Here is a 16,740-nt window from a genome sequence, read left to right as displayed (position 1 = left end):
ATGCCCGGTTTACGACATTAACGCATCAGCAAATAGATGCTTTCATTGCCGCGTACAATTTGCAGGGCGATGATGGCCGGTTTTGCCGCCAGCACTTTACGCATTTCAGCGATCGAGTTCACCCGATCGCGGTTGACGCCAATGATCACATCGTCTTTTTGCAAGCCTGCCTGAGCAGCTGGGCTTCCTTTGACAACCTCATCGATCTTAATACCTTTGCCGCCATCTTTTAGCTGACCATCGCTCAACGTTGCACCTTCAAGCGCTGGCGTGATCATTTCAGCGCTGGCCGACGAAGAGGTGCTGGTATCGAGCGTCACTTCTACTTCCAGTGGTTTGCCGTTACGCAGCAGGCCAAGCTTCACTTTCGTGCCCGGCTCGGTGGTTGCGATACGAGAGCGCAACTCAGCAAAGCTATTCAGCGGTTTGCCGTTGAGGCTGGTAATAATATCGCCCGCTTTGATGCCCGCTTTTGCCGAGCCAGAACCTGGCAACACTTCGCTGACAAACGCGCCACGCTGCACGTCAAGGTTGAAGGCTTTGGCGATATCGGCACTCATCTCGGTGCCTTTGATGCCTAACAGACCGCGTTTGATTTCACCAAAGTCGATAAGCTGCTGCGCCAGTGTTCGCGCCATATTACTGGGGATGGCAAATCCAATCCCGACGCTCCCACCGCCAGGCGCAAGGATTGCAGTGTTGATGCCAATTAACTCACCGTTAAGGTTTAACAGTGCACCGCCGGAGTTACCGCGGTTAATGGAAGCATCTGTCTGGATAAAGTTTTCAAGACCTTCAAGATTCAACCCGCTGCGGCCTAATGCGGAAACAATGCCAGAGGTGGCGGTTTGCCCAAGGCCAAATGGGTTACCGACCGCCACGGCAAAATCACCGACGCGCAATTTATCGGAGTCGGCAATAGCGATTTGCGTTAATTTGCTCGGGTTTTGAATTTGCAACAGGGCGATATCGCTCTGGTCATCGCTACCAATCAGTTTTGCATCAAACTCGCGCCCATCATTGAGCTGAATACTGATTTTCTGTGCCTGATTAATCACATGGTTGTTAGTCAGCACATAGCCTTTACTGGCGTTGATGATGACACCGGAGCCTAAACCTTCGAAAGGTTGTGCAGGTTGATCCGGTAAATCATCACCAAAAAACTTTTTGAATTCTTCCGGAATTTTCTGTCCCTGACTGGCCGTTCCTTCCACTCGTACGCTCACCACTGCCGGAAGCACTTTTTCCAGCATTGGGGCCAGACTGGGGAGAGGGGCCTGATCGGCAACCTGGCCTGGAATCGACGCAACGGCCTGAAATGACGCCGAGAGAGTTAACCCGACACTTAACGCTAATGCACTCAACAGCTGGGTTTGTTTTTTCATTATTCCTGCTCTCGTACCTGAATGATAAGAAAAGAGATTCAAAACAGTTTGATGTTATTGAATTTTCAGACGGCTAACAATGAGACACCAGATTAAATGATAGTCGGGGAGGGAAAGAAGAGGAGGGCGCAATGGCTGCGCCCGAAAAATAAATTAGTCGCGCTTCGCGCCAGTACGCAGCAGGCCTGACGCGCCTTCAGAATAGTCGCGTGGCATTTGCACCGGTGCCTGATCGTTGCTGGCTTCAGACTCTGCCAGACGATTACGGAACGGGTTTGCTTCAGCAGACAGTTCCGGCAGCAGGCTGCTGGAGCTTTTCGCCATGTGTTGATACAGCTGGCGATAGTCGTGCGCCATGGTATCCAGTAATTCCGCGCTGCGGGCAAAGTGGCTAACCAGCTCTTCGCGATACTCGTCCAGTTCAGCTTTATTCTTTTCCAGTTCGTACTGCAACGCCTGTTGCTGGCGTAGTTTACGATTACCAAAACGCATGGCCACAGCACCAATAATGATGCCGACGACTAACCCAATTAGCGCATATTCCCAGGTCATGAACATCTCCCGTTGTCTTTTGTTTCCGTAGGGTGTTGGCTTCAGGCTCCATGCCTGCGGCTGATTATGCCACTATAACCGTTAATTCCACAGAAGTGGAATCCCGACTGCATATCGCGTAGTGTAGAACGGCCTTTTTTTCGTCAACCGTGAACAACGGCGCACCGATTATTCAAGGAATAACAATAAGATCATGCAAAGCGTTACCCCAACATCGCAATACCTGAAGGCGCTCAATGAAGGCAGCCATCAACCCGACGACGTTCAAAAAGAGGCCGTCAGCCGCCTGGAAATTATTTATCAGGAACTCATCAATAGTACGCCTCCAGCCCCCAGGACGAGTGGGCTAATGGCGCGGGTCGGTAAGCTGTGGGGTAAACGCGAAGACACACAGCATACGCCAGTGCGTGGCTTATATATGTGGGGCGGGGTAGGACGCGGGAAAACCTGGCTGATGGACCTTTTCTATCAAAGCCTGCCGGGAGAGCGGAAACAGCGTCTGCACTTTCACCGTTTTATGCTGCGGGTACATGAAGAGCTAACTGCTTTGCAGGGGCAGACCGATCCGCTGGAAATCATTGCCGATCGCTTTAAAGCAGAAACTGACGTGCTCTGTTTTGACGAATTTTTTGTTTCTGATATTACCGATGCCATGCTACTTGGCGGCCTGATGAAAGCCCTGTTCGCCCGCGGTATTACCCTGGTAGCGACGTCAAATATTCCGCCGGACGAACTTTATCGAAATGGCCTGCAACGTGCGCGTTTTTTGCCTGCAATCGATGCCATTAAACAGCATTGTGATGTAATGAACGTGGACGCCGGTGTTGATTATCGACTGCGTACGCTCACTCAGGCGCACCTGTGGCTTTCGCCACTCAACGATGAAACCCGGACGCAAATGGACAAACTATGGTTGGCGCTGGCGGGGGCGAAACGAGAAAATTCACCGACGTTAGAAATCAACCATCGGCCGTTGGCGACAATGGGCGTCGAGAACCAGACGCTGGCGGTCTCTTTTACTACGCTGTGCGTCGACGCCCGCAGTCAGCATGACTATATTGCGCTCTCACGTCTCTTTCACACGGTCATGTTGTTTGATGTGCCGGTCATGACGCGGTTGATGGAGAGCGAGGCGCGGCGCTTTATTGCGCTGGTGGATGAGTTTTACGAGCGCCATGTCAAATTAGTGGTGAGTGCAGAAGTGCCGCTGTATGAAATTTATCAGGGCGATCGGCTGAAGTTTGAGTTCCAGCGTTGCCTGTCACGTCTGCAAGAGATGCAAAGCGAAGAGTATCTGAAGCGCGAGCATTTAGCGGGTTAAAACCTGCCACAAATCACAAAAAGGGGTCGATCTTTGACCCCGACTTCTCTATAATCCTGCGACCCCACGTTACAAGAAAGTTTTTTTCCCAAAACTTTTTGTGTGCTGGCATAGGCTATTCGAAGGGGTAGGTTTGCCGGACTTTGTCGTGTGAACCTCAACAATTGAAGACGTTTGGGTGTTCACCAACGTGTAACTATTTATTGGGTAAGCTTTTAATGAAAACTTTTACAGCTAAACCAGAAACCGTAAAACGCGACTGGTATGTTGTTGACGCGACCGGTAAAACTCTGGGCCGTCTGGCTACTGAACTGGCTCGTCGCCTGCGCGGTAAGCACAAAGCGGAATACACTCCGCACGTAGATACCGGTGATTACATCATCGTTCTGAACGCTGACAAAGTTGCTGTAACCGGCAACAAGCGTACTGACAAAGTGTACTATCACCACACCGGCCACATCGGTGGTATCAAACAAGCGACCTTTGAAGAGATGATTGCTCGCCGTCCTGAGCGTGTGATTGAAATCGCGGTTAAAGGCATGTTGCCAAAAGGCCCGCTGGGTCGTGCTATGTTCCGTAAACTGAAAGTTTACGCGGGTAACGAGCACAACCACGCGGCACAGCAACCGCAAGTTCTTGACATCTAATCGGGATTATAGGCAATGGCTGAAAATCAATACTACGGCACTGGTCGCCGCAAAAGTTCCGCAGCTCGCGTTTTCATCAAACCGGGCAACGGTAAAATCGTAATCAACCAACGTTCTCTGGAACAGTACTTCGGTCGTGAAACTGCCCGCATGGTAGTTCGTCAGCCGCTGGAACTGGTCGACATGGTTGAGAAACTGGACCTGTACATCACCGTTAAAGGTGGTGGTATCTCTGGTCAGGCTGGTGCGATCCGTCACGGTATCACCCGCGCTCTGATGGAATACGACGAGTCCCTGCGTTCTGAACTGCGTAAAGCTGGCTTCGTTACTCGTGACGCTCGTCAGGTTGAACGTAAGAAAGTCGGTCTGCGTAAAGCACGTCGTCGTCCGCAGCTCTCCAAACGTTAATTGGCTTCTGCTCCGGCAGAAAACAATTTGCGAAAAAAACCCGCTTCGGCGGGTTTTTTTATGGCCTAAGTCCGAATCCAGCCTCTTTTCCTTCTCACTACAGCATTATTCTCTGTAAACGGTATTTTCCTCGCACTATAGAAAAGGATATCGCGATGGGATTTTTTAATACATTGTTTAATAAGAAAGAATCATTAACGCTGTCGAATAAATGGGAATTCTTTATTACCACGGTGGAAGATAATGTAACGGGCATACGTGTAGATATTGGCGCAATTGAGGACGAAAAATTTGATCGCCTTATCCACACATGGTTTTTACGTGTCCGTTATACTCACTGTTATGAAAACGGTTTTCCGCAACCTGATGAAACACAGCGCTTAAATCGTATTGAGGACTGGCTTGAGGCGCAGGGTAAAACACTACCGATCTGGCTAGTGGGTGTGGTTACGCAACAAGGTTCACGCGATTTTGTTTTCCAGTCAGAAAAAGACCTGGACTGGGAAAAGACATTGGATAAATTGTTGCCAGGTGGCCCGGAGCTAGCTTGCAGCTTTAATGAGAGTAAAAACGACCACGGAAATTACTACCGCCAGTTTTTGTATCCAACCAAATACGACTGGAACTGGATACACGATTCCCGAGTATGCCGCGGGTTACTGGAGCATGGTGACGATTTGACTCTCCCACGCACCATCGATTATTACGCGACATTGCCGACAGAAATTGCGGCCCACGCCTTTGTGGAGGACGTGACGAAATTGCCATATGGCATCACGCTGGTGAGCATTCGGATGAACGACCAACAACTGGAGTATATGGCGTCATTGGTTAACACTGATGCTCCGGAACAATGGCATATGACCGATATCACATGTCAGCTTACCGATTTGGCGGAAAAGCATGGAGGTAGTTTTGATGGCTGGGGCGCACCGATAGCAACGGCATAATGGTTTAAAACAACATTCCCGGTGGGGGATTAAGTCAAGCATTTCAGACTAAAGCGCATCTCTTTTTCCCCATTTCCGGCATCGACTCACCACAAAGGTCACAAAATCTGGTAAACTATCATCCAATTTTCTGCCCAAATGTCGGGTATTGCTCATTTTTTGTTTGATTTTCGAACAAAGAGAGTCGTTCCTTACTGGGTAACACAACTTCTGACTGGCCACCTGGTGGCTGGTAGCAGTAAAAATTCTGACTATACCTGGAGGTTTTCATGGCTGTCGCTGCCAACAAACGTTCGGTAATGACGCTGTTTTCCGGTCCTACTGACATCTATAGCCATCAGGTCCGCATTGTGCTGGCTGAGAAAGGTGTAAGTTTCGAGATCGAACACGTGGAAAAGGACAATCCGCCTCAGGATCTGATTGACCTCAACCCGAATCAGAGCGTTCCGACCCTGGTGGATCGTGAGCTGACCCTGTGGGAATCTCGCATCATTATGGAATATCTGGATGAGCGTTTCCCGCATCCGCCACTGATGCCTGTTTACCCGGTAGCTCGCGGTGAAAGCCGTCTGTACATGCATCGCATCGAAAAAGACTGGTACACGCTGATGAACACCATCATCAACGGTTCAGCTTCTGAAGCAGATGCCGCACGTAAGCAACTGCGCGAAGAACTGCTGGCGATTGCGCCGGTCTTCGGTCAGAAGCCGTATTTCCTGAGCGATGAGTTCAGCCTGGTCGATTGCTACCTTGCTCCGCTGCTGTGGCGTCTGCCGCAACTGGGCATCGAGTTCAGCGGTCCGGGTGCGAAAGAGCTGAAAGGCTATATGACCCGCGTCTTTGAACGTGACTCTTTCCTTGCTTCTTTAACTGAAGCAGAACGTGAAATGCGTCTGGGCCGGAGTTAATCTGTATGGATTTGTCACAGCTAACACCACGTCGTCCCTATCTGCTGCGTGCATTCTATGAGTGGTTGCTGGATAACCAGCTCACGCCGCACCTGGTGGTGGATGTGACGCTCCCTGGCGTGCAGGTTCCTATGGAATATGCGCGTGACGGGCAAATCGTACTCAACATTGCGCCGCGTGCTGTCGGCAATCTGGAACTGGCGAATGATGAGGTGCGCTTTAACGCGCGCTTTGGTGGCATTCCGCGTCAGGTTTCTGTGCCGCTGGCTGCCGTGCTGGCTATCTACGCCCGTGAAAATGGCGCAGGCACGATGTTTGAACCTGAAGCTGCCTACGATGAAGATGCCAGCATCATGAATGATGAAGAGGCATCGGCAGACAACGAAACCGTTATGTCGGTTATTGATGGCGACAAGCCAGATCACGATGATGACACTCATCCTGACGATGAACCACCGCAGCCACCACGCGGTGGTCGACCGGCATTACGCGTTGTGAAGTAAAATGAAAACAGGCCCTGGCGGCCTGTTTTGTCTTCTTTATCGCTTAATAAAATAGCGTGATTGTGGCAATCATATTCACCACGAAACCGACTGCCATGGGGATCGCTGTCCGCTTCACCACTGCAAAAGGCGAAACGCCTGCAATTCCTGATGTAACGACCACCACCGCAGTAATCGGCGAAACAGCGCGCGCTAGCGTCGTGGCAAAATGCATCGGCATAATCATTACAACCGCTGGTACATGTAGTCCGGCTGCGATATTCGGAATAAGACTGGCAAATGACATAAATGGCGCATTGCCTGAGCCCATCACAATGGCACAAATGGCAATGACCAGCGCCATAATAATCATCACGCCAATACCGCCCAGACCAGAATGCTCCGCACCCCTGATAACCGCATCGACAGTGCCAATCGTCGTTAAGCCTTTCGCAAATATTTCACCCGCGACCACCAGCGTTACCACGTTGGCAAACTGCGTACCCATGCCGTCAAAAAACGCCTGCACATCGTCCATTGTTTCGCGCAAGTTATGCTTGCGGAAAAACTCAACAAACATCGTCACCGTCAAACTCAGTAACATCACCACCACCAGATGCAGTTCTGACTGCATCAGTCCAGCGTGGGCGAGGAACAGCGAGCCGAGCATCAGGATTAACGGCATCACCGGTAAAATGGCGTAATAGAGCGGCGGGACATTATCGAGAGCTTTTTGCTCTGCCTGTTCGTGATTGATATTTTTATCTTTTTTGTCGAAAGCGCGTTGCACGAAAAAGTGGGAGATCGCCACCGAGATAATGACGCAAGAGGCGACCGGAAGCTGGTAGTGGAAGAAGTAAGTGGCAATTTTCATTCCTGCTACCTGGGCAGCAAAAATGGAGTTCGTTTCCAGAATCCCCCACTCAATGGACATCGTGGTTGCGATAACTGCCACCGCAGAGAGGCGACTTACTCCCAGACTCACTAGTGTTGGAAATAAGGTGACCATCAGCAACATACCCAGACCGGAGGCGCTGGTAATAAACTGCGCCATGATTTGGCCGATAACGTAAGTTGCCGACAGAATAAGATACGGCGAGCGAATGAGTTTTAACGGGCGGCTTAACAAGCTCACCATCGCCCGACTGGCTCCTATGCGCTCCATGTAGCGGGCATACCCGCCCACCGCCATAATCGACAACCCTAACCCGGCAATGCGGTTGGACAGCATGCGTAGGATTTCATTATAAATATCGACGATCAAGTAGCCGCTGCTTTTGGCGGGATCGAGTACTCCACCGAACCCTAACCAGACACCGCACATCATCAGGAAGATACCTGCGGCAGCCAGCACCACTTGAGGTTTGTAGTTTTTCAGGATCAAATAGCCCATCGTAATTAATACGATGACAGATATAATTATGCCGAACATTGTTGAACTCCGTGTCAAAAGAAAACGGTCAATCCCATAAACGGCAGATTGAAAACAATGATGTTATATTTTTTACAAGGCTATTTATGGTGCGGATGTCGTGTTTTTAATTGTGGATGAGGTGATTTTTCATTAAAAAATATGCGCTTATGATTATTTTGTAAGAACACATTCATAATATTCATAATACTTGTTAATAGTCTTATGAATAATTCAATCGGGATGTTTTTATCTGTGTTACATTAATTTTTCGCAATGGTTAATTATTCAGTTAATTATAGTAATGATGAGGCACAAAGAGAAAACCCCGCCATTTCCCCCTACTTTCAATCCTGTGATAGGATGTCACTGATGATGTTAATCACACTGACCTTACAGAATGGGCCTTATGAACGCATTTGATTCGCAAACCGAAGATTCTTCACCTGCAATTGGTCGCAACTTGCGCAGCCGCCCGCTGGCGCGTAAAAAACTCTCCGAAATGGTGGAAGAAGAGCTGGAACAGATGATCCGCCGTCGTGAATTTGGCGAAGGTGAACAATTACCGTCTGAACGCGAACTGATGGCGTTCTTTAACGTCGGGCGTCCTTCGGTGCGTGAAGCGCTGGCAGCGTTAAAACGTAAAGGTCTGGTGCAAATAAACAACGGCGAACGCGCTCGCGTCTCACGTCCTTCTGCGGACACCATCATCGGCGAGCTTTCCGGCATGGCGAAAGATTTCCTTTCTCATCCTGGCGGAATTGCCCATTTCGAACAATTACGTCTGTTCTTTGAATCCAGCCTGGTGCGCTATGCGGCTGAACATGCCACCGATGAGCAAATTGATTTGCTGGCAAAAGCACTGGAAATCAACAGTCAGTCGCTTGATAACAACGCGGCATTCATTCGTTCAGACGTTGATTTCCACCGCGTGCTGGCGGAGATCCCCGGTAACCCAATCTTCATGGCGATCCACGTTGCCCTGCTCGACTGGCTGATCGCCGCACGTCCAACCGTGGCTGATCAGGCTCTGCACGAGCATAACAACGTTAGCTATCAACAGCATATTGCGATCGTTGACGCGATCCGTCGTCATGATCCTGACGAAGCCGATCGCGCGTTGCAATCGCATCTCAACAGCGTCTCTGCTACCTGGCACGCCTTCGGTCAGACCACAAACAAAAAGAAATAATGCCACTTTAGTGAAGCAGATCGCATTATAAGCTTTCTGTATGGGGTGTTGCTTAATTGATCTGGTATAACAGGTATAAAGGTATATCGTTTATCAGACAAGCATCACTTCAGAGGTATTTATGGCAACGAATTTACGTGGCGTAATGGCTGCACTCCTGACTCCTTTTGATCAACAACAAGCACTGGATAAAGCGAGTCTGCGTCGCCTGGTTCAGTTCAATATTCAGCAGGGCATTGACGGCTTATATGTCGGGGGGTCGACCGGCGAAGCCTTTGTACAAAGCCTTTCCGAGCGTGAACAGGTACTGGAAATCGTCGCCGAAGAGGCGAAAGGCAAGATTAAACTCATCGCTCATGTAGGTTGCGTCAGCACTGCTGAAAGCCAACAACTTGCGGCATCGGCTAAACGTTATGGCTTCGATGCCGTCTCCGCTGTCACGCCGTTCTACTATCCTTTCAGTTTTGAAGAACACTGCGATCACTATCGGGCAATTATTGATTCGGCGGATGGGTTGCCGATGGTGGTGTACAACATTCCGGCGTTAAGCGGCGTTAAACTGACCCTGGATCAGATTAACACTCTGGTTACGTTGCCTGGTGTCGGCGCGCTGAAACAGACCTCTGGCGATCTCTATCAGATGGAGCAGATCCGTCGTGAACATCCGGATCTGGTGCTCTATAACGGTTACGACGAAATCTTTGCTTCTGGTTTGTTGGCGGGCGCTGATGGTGGTATCGGTAGTACTTACAACATTATGGGCTGGCGTTATCAGGGTATCGTGAAGGCGCTGAAAGAAGGCGATATCCAGACCGCGCAGAAGCTGCAAACCGAATGTAATAAAGTCATTGATTTACTGATCAAAACGGGCGTATTCCGCGGCCTGAAAACGGTCCTGCACTATATGGATGTCGTTTCTGTGCCGCTGTGCCGCAAACCGTTTGGTCCGGTCGATGAAAAATATCTGCCAGAACTGAAGGCGCTAGCCCAGCAGTTGATGCAAGAGCGCGGGTGAGTTGTTTCCCCTCGCTCGCCCCTACCGGGTGAGGGGAAATAAACGCATCTGTACCCTACAATTTTTATACCAAAGCGTGTGGGCATCGCCCACCGCGGGAGACTCACAATGAGTACTACAACCCAGAATATCCCGTGGTATCGCCATCTCAACCGCGCACAATGGCGCGCATTTTCCGCTGCCTGGTTGGGATATCTGCTTGACGGTTTTGATTTCGTTTTAATCGCCCTGGTACTCACCGAAGTACAAGGTGAATTCGGGCTGACGACGGTACAGGCGGCAAGTCTGATCTCCGCAGCCTTTATCTCTCGCTGGTTCGGCGGCCTGATGCTTGGCGCTATGGGCGACCGCTACGGGCGTCGTCTGGCAATGGTTACCAGTATCGTTCTCTTCTCGGCCGGGACGCTGGCCTGCGGCTTTGCGCCAGGCTACATCACCATGTTTATTGCTCGTCTGGTCATCGGCATGGGGATGGCGGGAGAATACGGCTCCAGCGCCACCTATGTCATTGAAAGCTGGCCAAAACATCTGCGTAACAAAGCCAGTGGCTTTCTGATTTCCGGCTTCTCGGTGGGTGCCGTCGTTGCCGCTCAGGTCTACAGCCTGGTGGTTCCGGTCTGGGGCTGGCGAGCGCTGTTCTTTATCGGCATTTTGCCAATCATCTTTGCTCTCTGGCTGCGTAAAAACATTCCGGAAGCGGAAGACTGGAAAGAGAAACACGCAGGTAAAGCACCAGTACGCACGATGGTAGACATTCTTTACCGTGGTGAACATCGCATTGCCAATATCGTAATGACGCTGGCGGCGGCTACTGCGCTGTGGTTCTGCTTCGCTGGTAACCTGCAAAATGCCGCAATCGTCGCTGTTCTCGGGCTGTTATGTGCCGCAATCTTTATCAGCTTTATGGTTCAGAGTACGGGCAAACGCTGGCCAACGGGCGTAATGCTGATGGTGGTTGTGTTATTTGCTTTCCTCTACTCATGGCCGATTCAGGCACTGCTGCCAACGTATCTGAAAACCGATCTTGCTTATGACCCGCATACTGTCGCCAATGTGCTGTTCTTTAGTGGCTTTGGTGCGGCGGTGGGGTGCTGCGTCGGTGGCTTCCTCGGTGACTGGCTGGGAACCCGCAAAGCGTACGTTTGCAGTCTGCTGGCCTCACAGCTGCTGATTATTCCGGTATTTGCGATTGGTGGCGCAAACGTCTGGGTGCTCGGTCTGTTACTGTTCTTCCAGCAAATGCTTGGACAAGGGATCGCCGGGATCTTACCGAAACTGATTGGCGGTTATTTCGATACCGACCAGCGTGCAGCGGGCCTGGGCTTTACCTACAACGTTGGCGCATTGGGCGGCGCACTGGCCCCAATCATCGGCGCGTTGATCGCTCAACGTCTGGATCTGGGTACTGCGCTGGCATCGCTTTCGTTTAGCCTGACGTTCGTGGTGATCCTGCTGATTGGGCTGGATATGCCTTCTCGCGTTCAGCGTTGGTTGCGCCCGGAAGCGTTGCGTACTCATGACGCTATCGACGGCAAACCATTTAGCGGTGCCGTGCCGTTTGGCAGCGCTAAAAACGATTTAGTCAAAACCAAAAGTTAATCCTGTTGCCCGGTCTTCTACCGGGCCTTTCGCTAAGGGAAGATGTATGTCGTTACTTGCACAACTGGATCAAAAAATCGCTGCTAACGGTGGCCTGATTGTCTCCTGCCAGCCGGTTCCGGACAGCCCACTCGATAAACCTGAAATCGTCGCCGCCATGGCATTAGCGGCAGAGCAGGCGGGAGCGGTTGCCATTCGTATTGAAGGTGTGACAAATCTGCAAGCCACGCGTGCGGTGGTGAGTGTGCCGATTATCGGGATTGTGAAACGCGATCTAGAGGATTCTCCGGTACGCATCACGGCATATATTGAAGATGTCGATGCGCTGGCGCAGGCAGGCGCGGATATCATCGCGATTGACGGCACCGACCGACCGCGTCCGGTGCCTGTTGAAACGCTACTGGCACGTATCCACCATCACGGTTTACTGGCGATGACCGACTGCTCAACGCCGGAAGACGGCCTGGCATGCCAAAAGCTGGGAGCCGAAATTATTGGCACTACGCTTTCTGGCTATACCACACCTGAAACGCCAGAAGAGCCGGATCTGGCGCTGGTGAAAACGTTGAGCGACGCCGGATGTCGGGTGATTGCCGAAGGGCGTTACAACTCGCCTGCTCAGGCGGCGGATGCGATGCGCCACGGTGCATGGGCGGTAACGGTCGGTTCTGCTATCACGCGTCTTGAACACATTTGTCAGTGGTACAACACAGCGATGAAAAAGGCGGTGCTATGACTACACTGGCGATTGATATCGGCGGTACTAAACTTGCCGCCGCGCTGATTGGCGCTGACGGGCAGATCCGCGATCGTCGTGAACTTCCTACGCCAGCCAGCCAGACACCAGAAGCCTTGCGTGATGCCTTATCCGCATTAGTCTCTCCGTTGCAAGCGCATGCGCAGAGGGTTGCTATCGCTTCAACCGGAATTATTCGCGACGGCAGCTTATTGGCGCTAAATCCGCATAATCTTGGTGGATTACTACACTTTCCGTTAGTCAAAACACTGGAGCAGCTTACTGATTTGCCGACCATTGCCATTAACGACGCGCAGGCCGCAGCATGGGCAGAGTATCAGGCGCTGGAAGGCGATATAACCGAGATGGTATTTATCACTGTTTCCACTGGCGTCGGCGGCGGTGTAGTGAGCGGCGGCAAACTGCTTACCGGCCCTGGAGGTCTGGCGGGGCACATCGGGCATACGCTTGCCGATCCGCATGGTCCAGTCTGCGGCTGTGGACGCACAGGTTGCGTGGAGGCGATTGCTTCTGGTCGCGGCATTGCGGCGGCAGCGCAAGGAGAGTTGGCTGGTGCGAATGCGAAAACTATTTTCACGCACGCCGGGCAGGGCGATGAGCAGGCGCAGCAACTGATTCACCGCTCCGCACATGTGCTGGCAAGGCTGATCGCTGATATTAAAGCCACAACTGATTGTCAGTGCGTAGTGGTCGGTGGCAGCGTTGGTCTGGCAGAAGGGTATCTGGCGTTGGTGGAAACGTATCTGGCGCAGGAGCCAGCGGCATTTCATGTTGATTTACTGGCGGCGCACTACCGCCATGATGCAGGTTTACTTGGGGCTGCGCTGTTGGCCCAGGGAGAAAAATTATGATGATGGGTGAAGTACAGTCATTACCGTCTGCCGGATTACATCCTGCGTTACAGGACGCGTTAACGCTGGCATTAGCTGCCAGACCGCAAGAAAAAGCGCCGGGTCGTTACGAATTACAGGGCGATAATATCTTTATGAATGTCATGACGTTTAACACTCAATCGCCCGTCGAGAAAAAAGCGGAATTGCACGAGCAGTACATTGATATCCAGCTGTTATTAAACGGTGAGGAACGGATCCTGTTTGGCATGGCAGGCACTGCGCGTCAGTGTGAAGAGTTCCACCATGAAGATGATTACCAGCTTTGCAGCGCCATTGAGAATGAGCAAACCATCATCCTGAAACCGGGAATGTTCGCCGTGTTTATGCCTGGAGAACCGCATAAGCCGGGATGCGTTGTCGGCGAACCTGGTGAGATTAAAAAGGTGGTCGTGAAGGTTAAGGCTGATTTAATGGCTTAAAACTTAGTTCGTTTTAAAGATTCTGCAGACACTGTCTGCAGAATTCGAAACCGCTGAAATTAACGGCGTCTATAGCCTTCCTCTAGCACCGCCTGTGTTCGAACGAGTTCATCCGCGAGTCGTTTTTCATCAGGTAGTTGCATCTTATATTCGCTTGCCAGAACGGTGTTAGGCAAACCAGCCAGTGCATAATGTGCTTCTCCGACTCCTTTTTCTGCACAGAGAACCAGACCGATGGGCGGATTTTCATCCGGTAGCGTCCAGTGCTCTTTGGCGTAGTTGAGATACATATTCATCTGTCCGGCATCGCTATAGCTGAATTTGCCCACTTTTAGATCGACGATTAGCAGGCAGCGTAAACGGCGGTGGAAAAACAGCAGATCGACACGAAACCAGTTGTCATCAATGCGTAACCTTCGCTGCCGACCAACAAAGGCAAAATCATCCCCAAGTTCCAGCATGAAATCCATCAGGTGGTTGATCAGCGCCTCCTCAAAATCGGATTCTGAGTATTCATCTTTCAATTCCAAAAATTCGAGCACAAAGGGATCGCGTATCGCCTGTTGCGGAAGAATATGCGTCTCGGCAGGGGCGTGTTGTTGCAGCATGGCTGATTTGTCATATGACAGTAGTGTCCGCTCATAAAATTGGGTCGCAATTTGCCGCTCTAGCTGGCGGACAGACCAACCACAGCGGAGCGCCTCTTTTTCATAAAAGCTGCGGGCGTCAGCGTTTTTAACGGAAAGTAGACGGACGTAGGTGGACCAGGGCAGTGGGAAAGATTTGGCAGACAGCGTCTGCCAAATCTTTGCCGATGGGAATTCTGCAGACGGTGTCTGCGGAATTCCCAATGGTGTTAATTCGCCAGACACTGTCTGGCGAATTTCAACATGTTGAAAAAAGAGGTAAAAAAGCCTCATTTGGCGTAAGTTTTTTGCAGAGAACCCACGCTTATACCTTAGACTTAAATCCTTTGATAGTCGCTTGATTAGCTGCGCACCATACGCAGCTCTGGCCTCGCCACCTTGTTCAAATTCGACAATTCGTCGGCCAATTTCCCAGTATGTCGCGGTCATCAGCGCGTTAACGCTACGTACCGTTTCCGTTCGGGCGCTATCGACCAGATGAATAATGCCGTCGTGGATTTGCTGGTAGCCTGCTGTGGTTCCTTCTGAGAGCGATTCCATTATCTTTCCCTTTATATGGCGCAGTGTTGAATAATGGAATCAGCTATACGCCGGGCATCTGCCGGTAACAATCCAGATGTGCGTATTACATTGGTTTTCTTCAGATTATGCGAGGCGCTTTCCAGAACGAAAGGAGAATTTCAGCGCCGACTCTTTTCTGAGGAGGCGGCGCTGGGACAGAGCTTAAACTTCCAGCCAGTTCATAATACCGTCTGCCGCTTTACGGCCTTCGGCGATGGCGGTTACCACCAGATCAGAACCACGGACGATATCGCCGCCAGCAAAGATTTTCGGATTGCTGGTCTGGAAGGCATTTTCGTTACCTTCCGGGGCGATAATGCGCCCCTGCGAATCCAGCTCGACGCTGTGTTTTGCCAGCCATTCCATGCTGTGTGGGCGAAAACCAAACGCCATGATCACCGCATCTGCCGGAACGATATGTTCGGAACCTGCAACGATCTCCGCGCGGCGACGACCTTTGGCATCCGGTTCGCCCATTTCGGTACGCACCATTTTTACGCCGCTGACTTTGCCGTTGCCGTTCACTTCTATACCCAGTGGCTGGACGTTGAATTTAAACTCAACACCTTCTTCCCGCGCGTTTTTCACTTCGCGGCGGGAACCCGGCATGTTCTCTTCATCACGACGATAGGCACAGGTGACGTGTTTCGCCCCCTGGCGCACAGACGTGCGTACGCAGTCCATCGCGGTATCGCCACCGCCAAGTACCACCACGCGTTTGCCTTCCATGCTGACGAACGGTTCTTCGCGGGTTTCACCAAAGCCCATTAACTGTTTGGTGTTGGCGATAAGGAACGGCAGCGCTGCGTACACGCCATCGGCGTCTTCGTTTTCCAGTCCGCCGCGCATTGACTGATAAGTCCCGACGCCAAGGAACACCGCATCGTAATCACTCAGCAGATCGTCCAGCTGCACGTCGCGGCCCACTTCGGTATTGAGTTTGAATTCAATACCCATGCCGGTGAAGATTTCACGGCGGCGCGTCATTACCTCTTTTTCCAGCTTGAAAGCCGGAATACCGAAGGTTAGCAGGCCGCCAATTTCCGGGTGACGGTCGAAGACGACCGCTTTTACGCCGTTGCGCGTCAGGACATCCGCACACGCCAGACCCGCCGGGCCTGCACCGATAATCGCCACTTTTTTACCGGTCTGTTTCACGCCAGACATATCCGGACGCCAGCCCATTTCGAACGCTTTATCATTGATATAACGCTCAATGTTGCCGATGGTCACCGCACCAAACTCATCGTTCAGGGTGCAGGAACCTTCGCACAGACGGTCTTGCGGGCAGACACGTCCGCAAACTTCCGGCAGGGTATTGGTCTGATGCGACAGTTCTGCCGCTTCAAAAATACGCCCCTCGTTGGCGAGCTTCAGCCAGTTCGGGATGTAGTTGTGTACCGGGCATTTCCACTCGCAGTATGGGTTGCCGCACGATAGGCAGCGGTCAGCCTGCGCTTTGGCCTGGCCTTCGGAAAACGGCTCGTAAATTTCAACAAACTCAATTTTGCGGATCTTCAGCGGTTTCTTTGGCGGATCAACGCGCTGCAGGTCGATAAATTGATAAACATTCTGACTCATTGTTACTACCCC

Annotated in this window: 17 protein-coding genes; 12 read left to right on the top strand and 5 right to left on the bottom strand. The window is 51.4% G+C overall.

The genetic code is table 11. The features are described from left to right. Positions 1-17 precede the first annotated feature (17 nt). Together degQ and zapG are read right to left on the bottom strand one after the other, a co-directional pair. Entirely contained in the window at positions 18-1,385 is a 1,368-nt protein-coding gene (gene degQ, locus BGE37_RS02475; protein ID WP_001316675.1) for a serine endoprotease DegQ, read from the bottom strand. 153 nt (positions 1,386-1,538) lie between these two features. Continuing rightward, complete coding sequence (gene zapG, locus BGE37_RS02470; protein ID WP_001295270.1) at positions 1,539-1,937, bottom strand: Z-ring associated protein ZapG; 399 nt, start codon at positions 1,935-1,937, stop codon at positions 1,539-1,541. A gap of 193 nt (positions 1,938-2,130) precedes the next feature. Between zapG and zapE the strand changes: the two genes are divergently transcribed. From zapE to sspB, 6 genes are all read left to right on the top strand, one after another. Continuing rightward, on the top strand, positions 2,131-3,258 hold the full coding sequence (gene zapE / locus BGE37_RS02465; protein ID WP_001192355.1) for a cell division protein ZapE: 1,128 nt from the start codon (positions 2,131-2,133) through the stop codon (positions 3,256-3,258). Between the two features lie 218 nt (positions 3,259-3,476). After that, positions 3,477-3,905: a 50S ribosomal protein L13 gene (gene rplM / locus BGE37_RS02460; protein WP_000847559.1), complete on the top strand. Its 429-nt coding sequence runs from the start codon at positions 3,477-3,479 to the stop codon at positions 3,903-3,905. A gap of 15 nt (positions 3,906-3,920) precedes the next feature. After that, entirely contained in the window at positions 3,921-4,313 is a 393-nt protein-coding gene (rpsI, locus tag BGE37_RS02455) for a 30S ribosomal protein S9 (RefSeq protein WP_105287730.1), read from the top strand. 155 nt (positions 4,314-4,468) lie between these two features. Beyond that, positions 4,469-5,263: a DUF695 domain-containing protein gene (locus tag BGE37_RS02450; RefSeq protein WP_105287729.1), complete on the top strand. Its 795-nt coding sequence runs from the start codon at positions 4,469-4,471 to the stop codon at positions 5,261-5,263. A gap of 269 nt (positions 5,264-5,532) precedes the next feature. Next, positions 5,533-6,171, top strand: a complete 639-nt coding sequence (gene sspA / locus BGE37_RS02440) for a stringent starvation protein SspA (RefSeq protein ID WP_000257293.1) — start codon at positions 5,533-5,535, stop codon at positions 6,169-6,171. Positions 6,172-6,176: 5 nt separating this feature from the next. Then, positions 6,177-6,674, top strand: coding sequence for a ClpXP protease specificity-enhancing factor (sspB, locus tag BGE37_RS02435; RefSeq protein ID WP_000366126.1), 498 nt, complete (start codon positions 6,177-6,179; stop codon positions 6,672-6,674). Between the two features lie 43 nt (positions 6,675-6,717). On the opposite strand, the gene dcuC is transcribed toward sspB, so the two are convergent. After that, positions 6,718-8,085 (bottom strand): anaerobic C4-dicarboxylate transporter DcuC, encoded by a 1,368-nt coding sequence (gene dcuC, locus BGE37_RS02430; protein WP_105287728.1) that lies wholly within the window; start codon positions 8,083-8,085, stop codon positions 6,718-6,720. A gap of 379 nt (positions 8,086-8,464) precedes the next feature. On the opposite strand from dcuC, the gene nanR reads away from it, so the two are divergent. From nanR to nanQ, 6 genes are all read left to right on the top strand, one after another. Continuing rightward, positions 8,465-9,256 (top strand): transcriptional regulator NanR, encoded by a 792-nt coding sequence (gene nanR, locus BGE37_RS02420; RefSeq protein WP_000523844.1) that lies wholly within the window; start codon positions 8,465-8,467, stop codon positions 9,254-9,256. Between the two features lie 121 nt (positions 9,257-9,377). Next, the gene (nanA, locus tag BGE37_RS02415; protein ID WP_000224714.1) at positions 9,378-10,271 is read left to right on the top strand and encodes an N-acetylneuraminate lyase; all 894 of its coding nucleotides are present in this window, start codon (positions 9,378-9,380) and stop codon (positions 10,269-10,271) included. 108 nt (positions 10,272-10,379) lie between these two features. Then, the gene (gene nanT / locus BGE37_RS02410; RefSeq protein ID WP_000108455.1) at positions 10,380-11,870 is read left to right on the top strand and encodes a sialic acid transporter NanT; all 1,491 of its coding nucleotides are present in this window, start codon (positions 10,380-10,382) and stop codon (positions 11,868-11,870) included. Between the two features lie 46 nt (positions 11,871-11,916). Then, the gene (locus BGE37_RS02405; protein WP_032185202.1) at positions 11,917-12,606 is read left to right on the top strand and encodes an N-acetylmannosamine-6-phosphate 2-epimerase; all 690 of its coding nucleotides are present in this window, start codon (positions 11,917-11,919) and stop codon (positions 12,604-12,606) included. After that, complete coding sequence (nanK, locus tag BGE37_RS02400; protein WP_001559999.1) at positions 12,603-13,478, top strand: N-acetylmannosamine kinase; 876 nt, start codon at positions 12,603-12,605, stop codon at positions 13,476-13,478. Before BGE37_RS02405 ends, nanK begins: the two co-directional genes overlap by 4 nt. After that, entirely contained in the window at positions 13,475-13,939 is a 465-nt protein-coding gene (gene nanQ / locus BGE37_RS02395) for an N-acetylneuraminate anomerase (protein WP_000979880.1), read from the top strand. Before nanK ends, nanQ begins: the two co-directional genes overlap by 4 nt. Before the next feature lie 59 nt (positions 13,940-13,998). Here nanQ and BGE37_RS02390 read toward each other — a convergent pair whose 3' ends face one another. Together BGE37_RS02390 and gltD are read right to left on the bottom strand one after the other, a co-directional pair. Continuing rightward, positions 13,999-15,126 carry a PDDEXK nuclease domain-containing protein gene (locus BGE37_RS02390; protein ID WP_000445121.1) on the bottom strand — a complete coding sequence of 376 codons (1,128 nt, stop codon included), beginning with the start codon at positions 15,124-15,126 and terminating at the stop codon, positions 13,999-14,001. A 183-nt stretch (positions 15,127-15,309) separates the two neighbouring features. Next, a complete protein-coding gene (gltD, locus tag BGE37_RS02385) occupies positions 15,310-16,728 on the bottom strand; it encodes a glutamate synthase subunit GltD (RefSeq protein ID WP_000081681.1) in 1,419 nt (472 codons plus the stop codon). Positions 16,729-16,740 lie beyond the last annotated feature (12 nt).

Origin of the sequence: Escherichia sp. MOD1-EC6300 (assembly GCF_002965045.1) — a bacterium.
Lineage (GTDB): Bacteria > Pseudomonadota > Gammaproteobacteria > Enterobacterales > Enterobacteriaceae > Escherichia > Escherichia coli_F.
The sequence above is the reverse complement of the archived record's forward strand: the minus strand, read 5'-3'. Positions and strand labels throughout refer to the sequence as shown.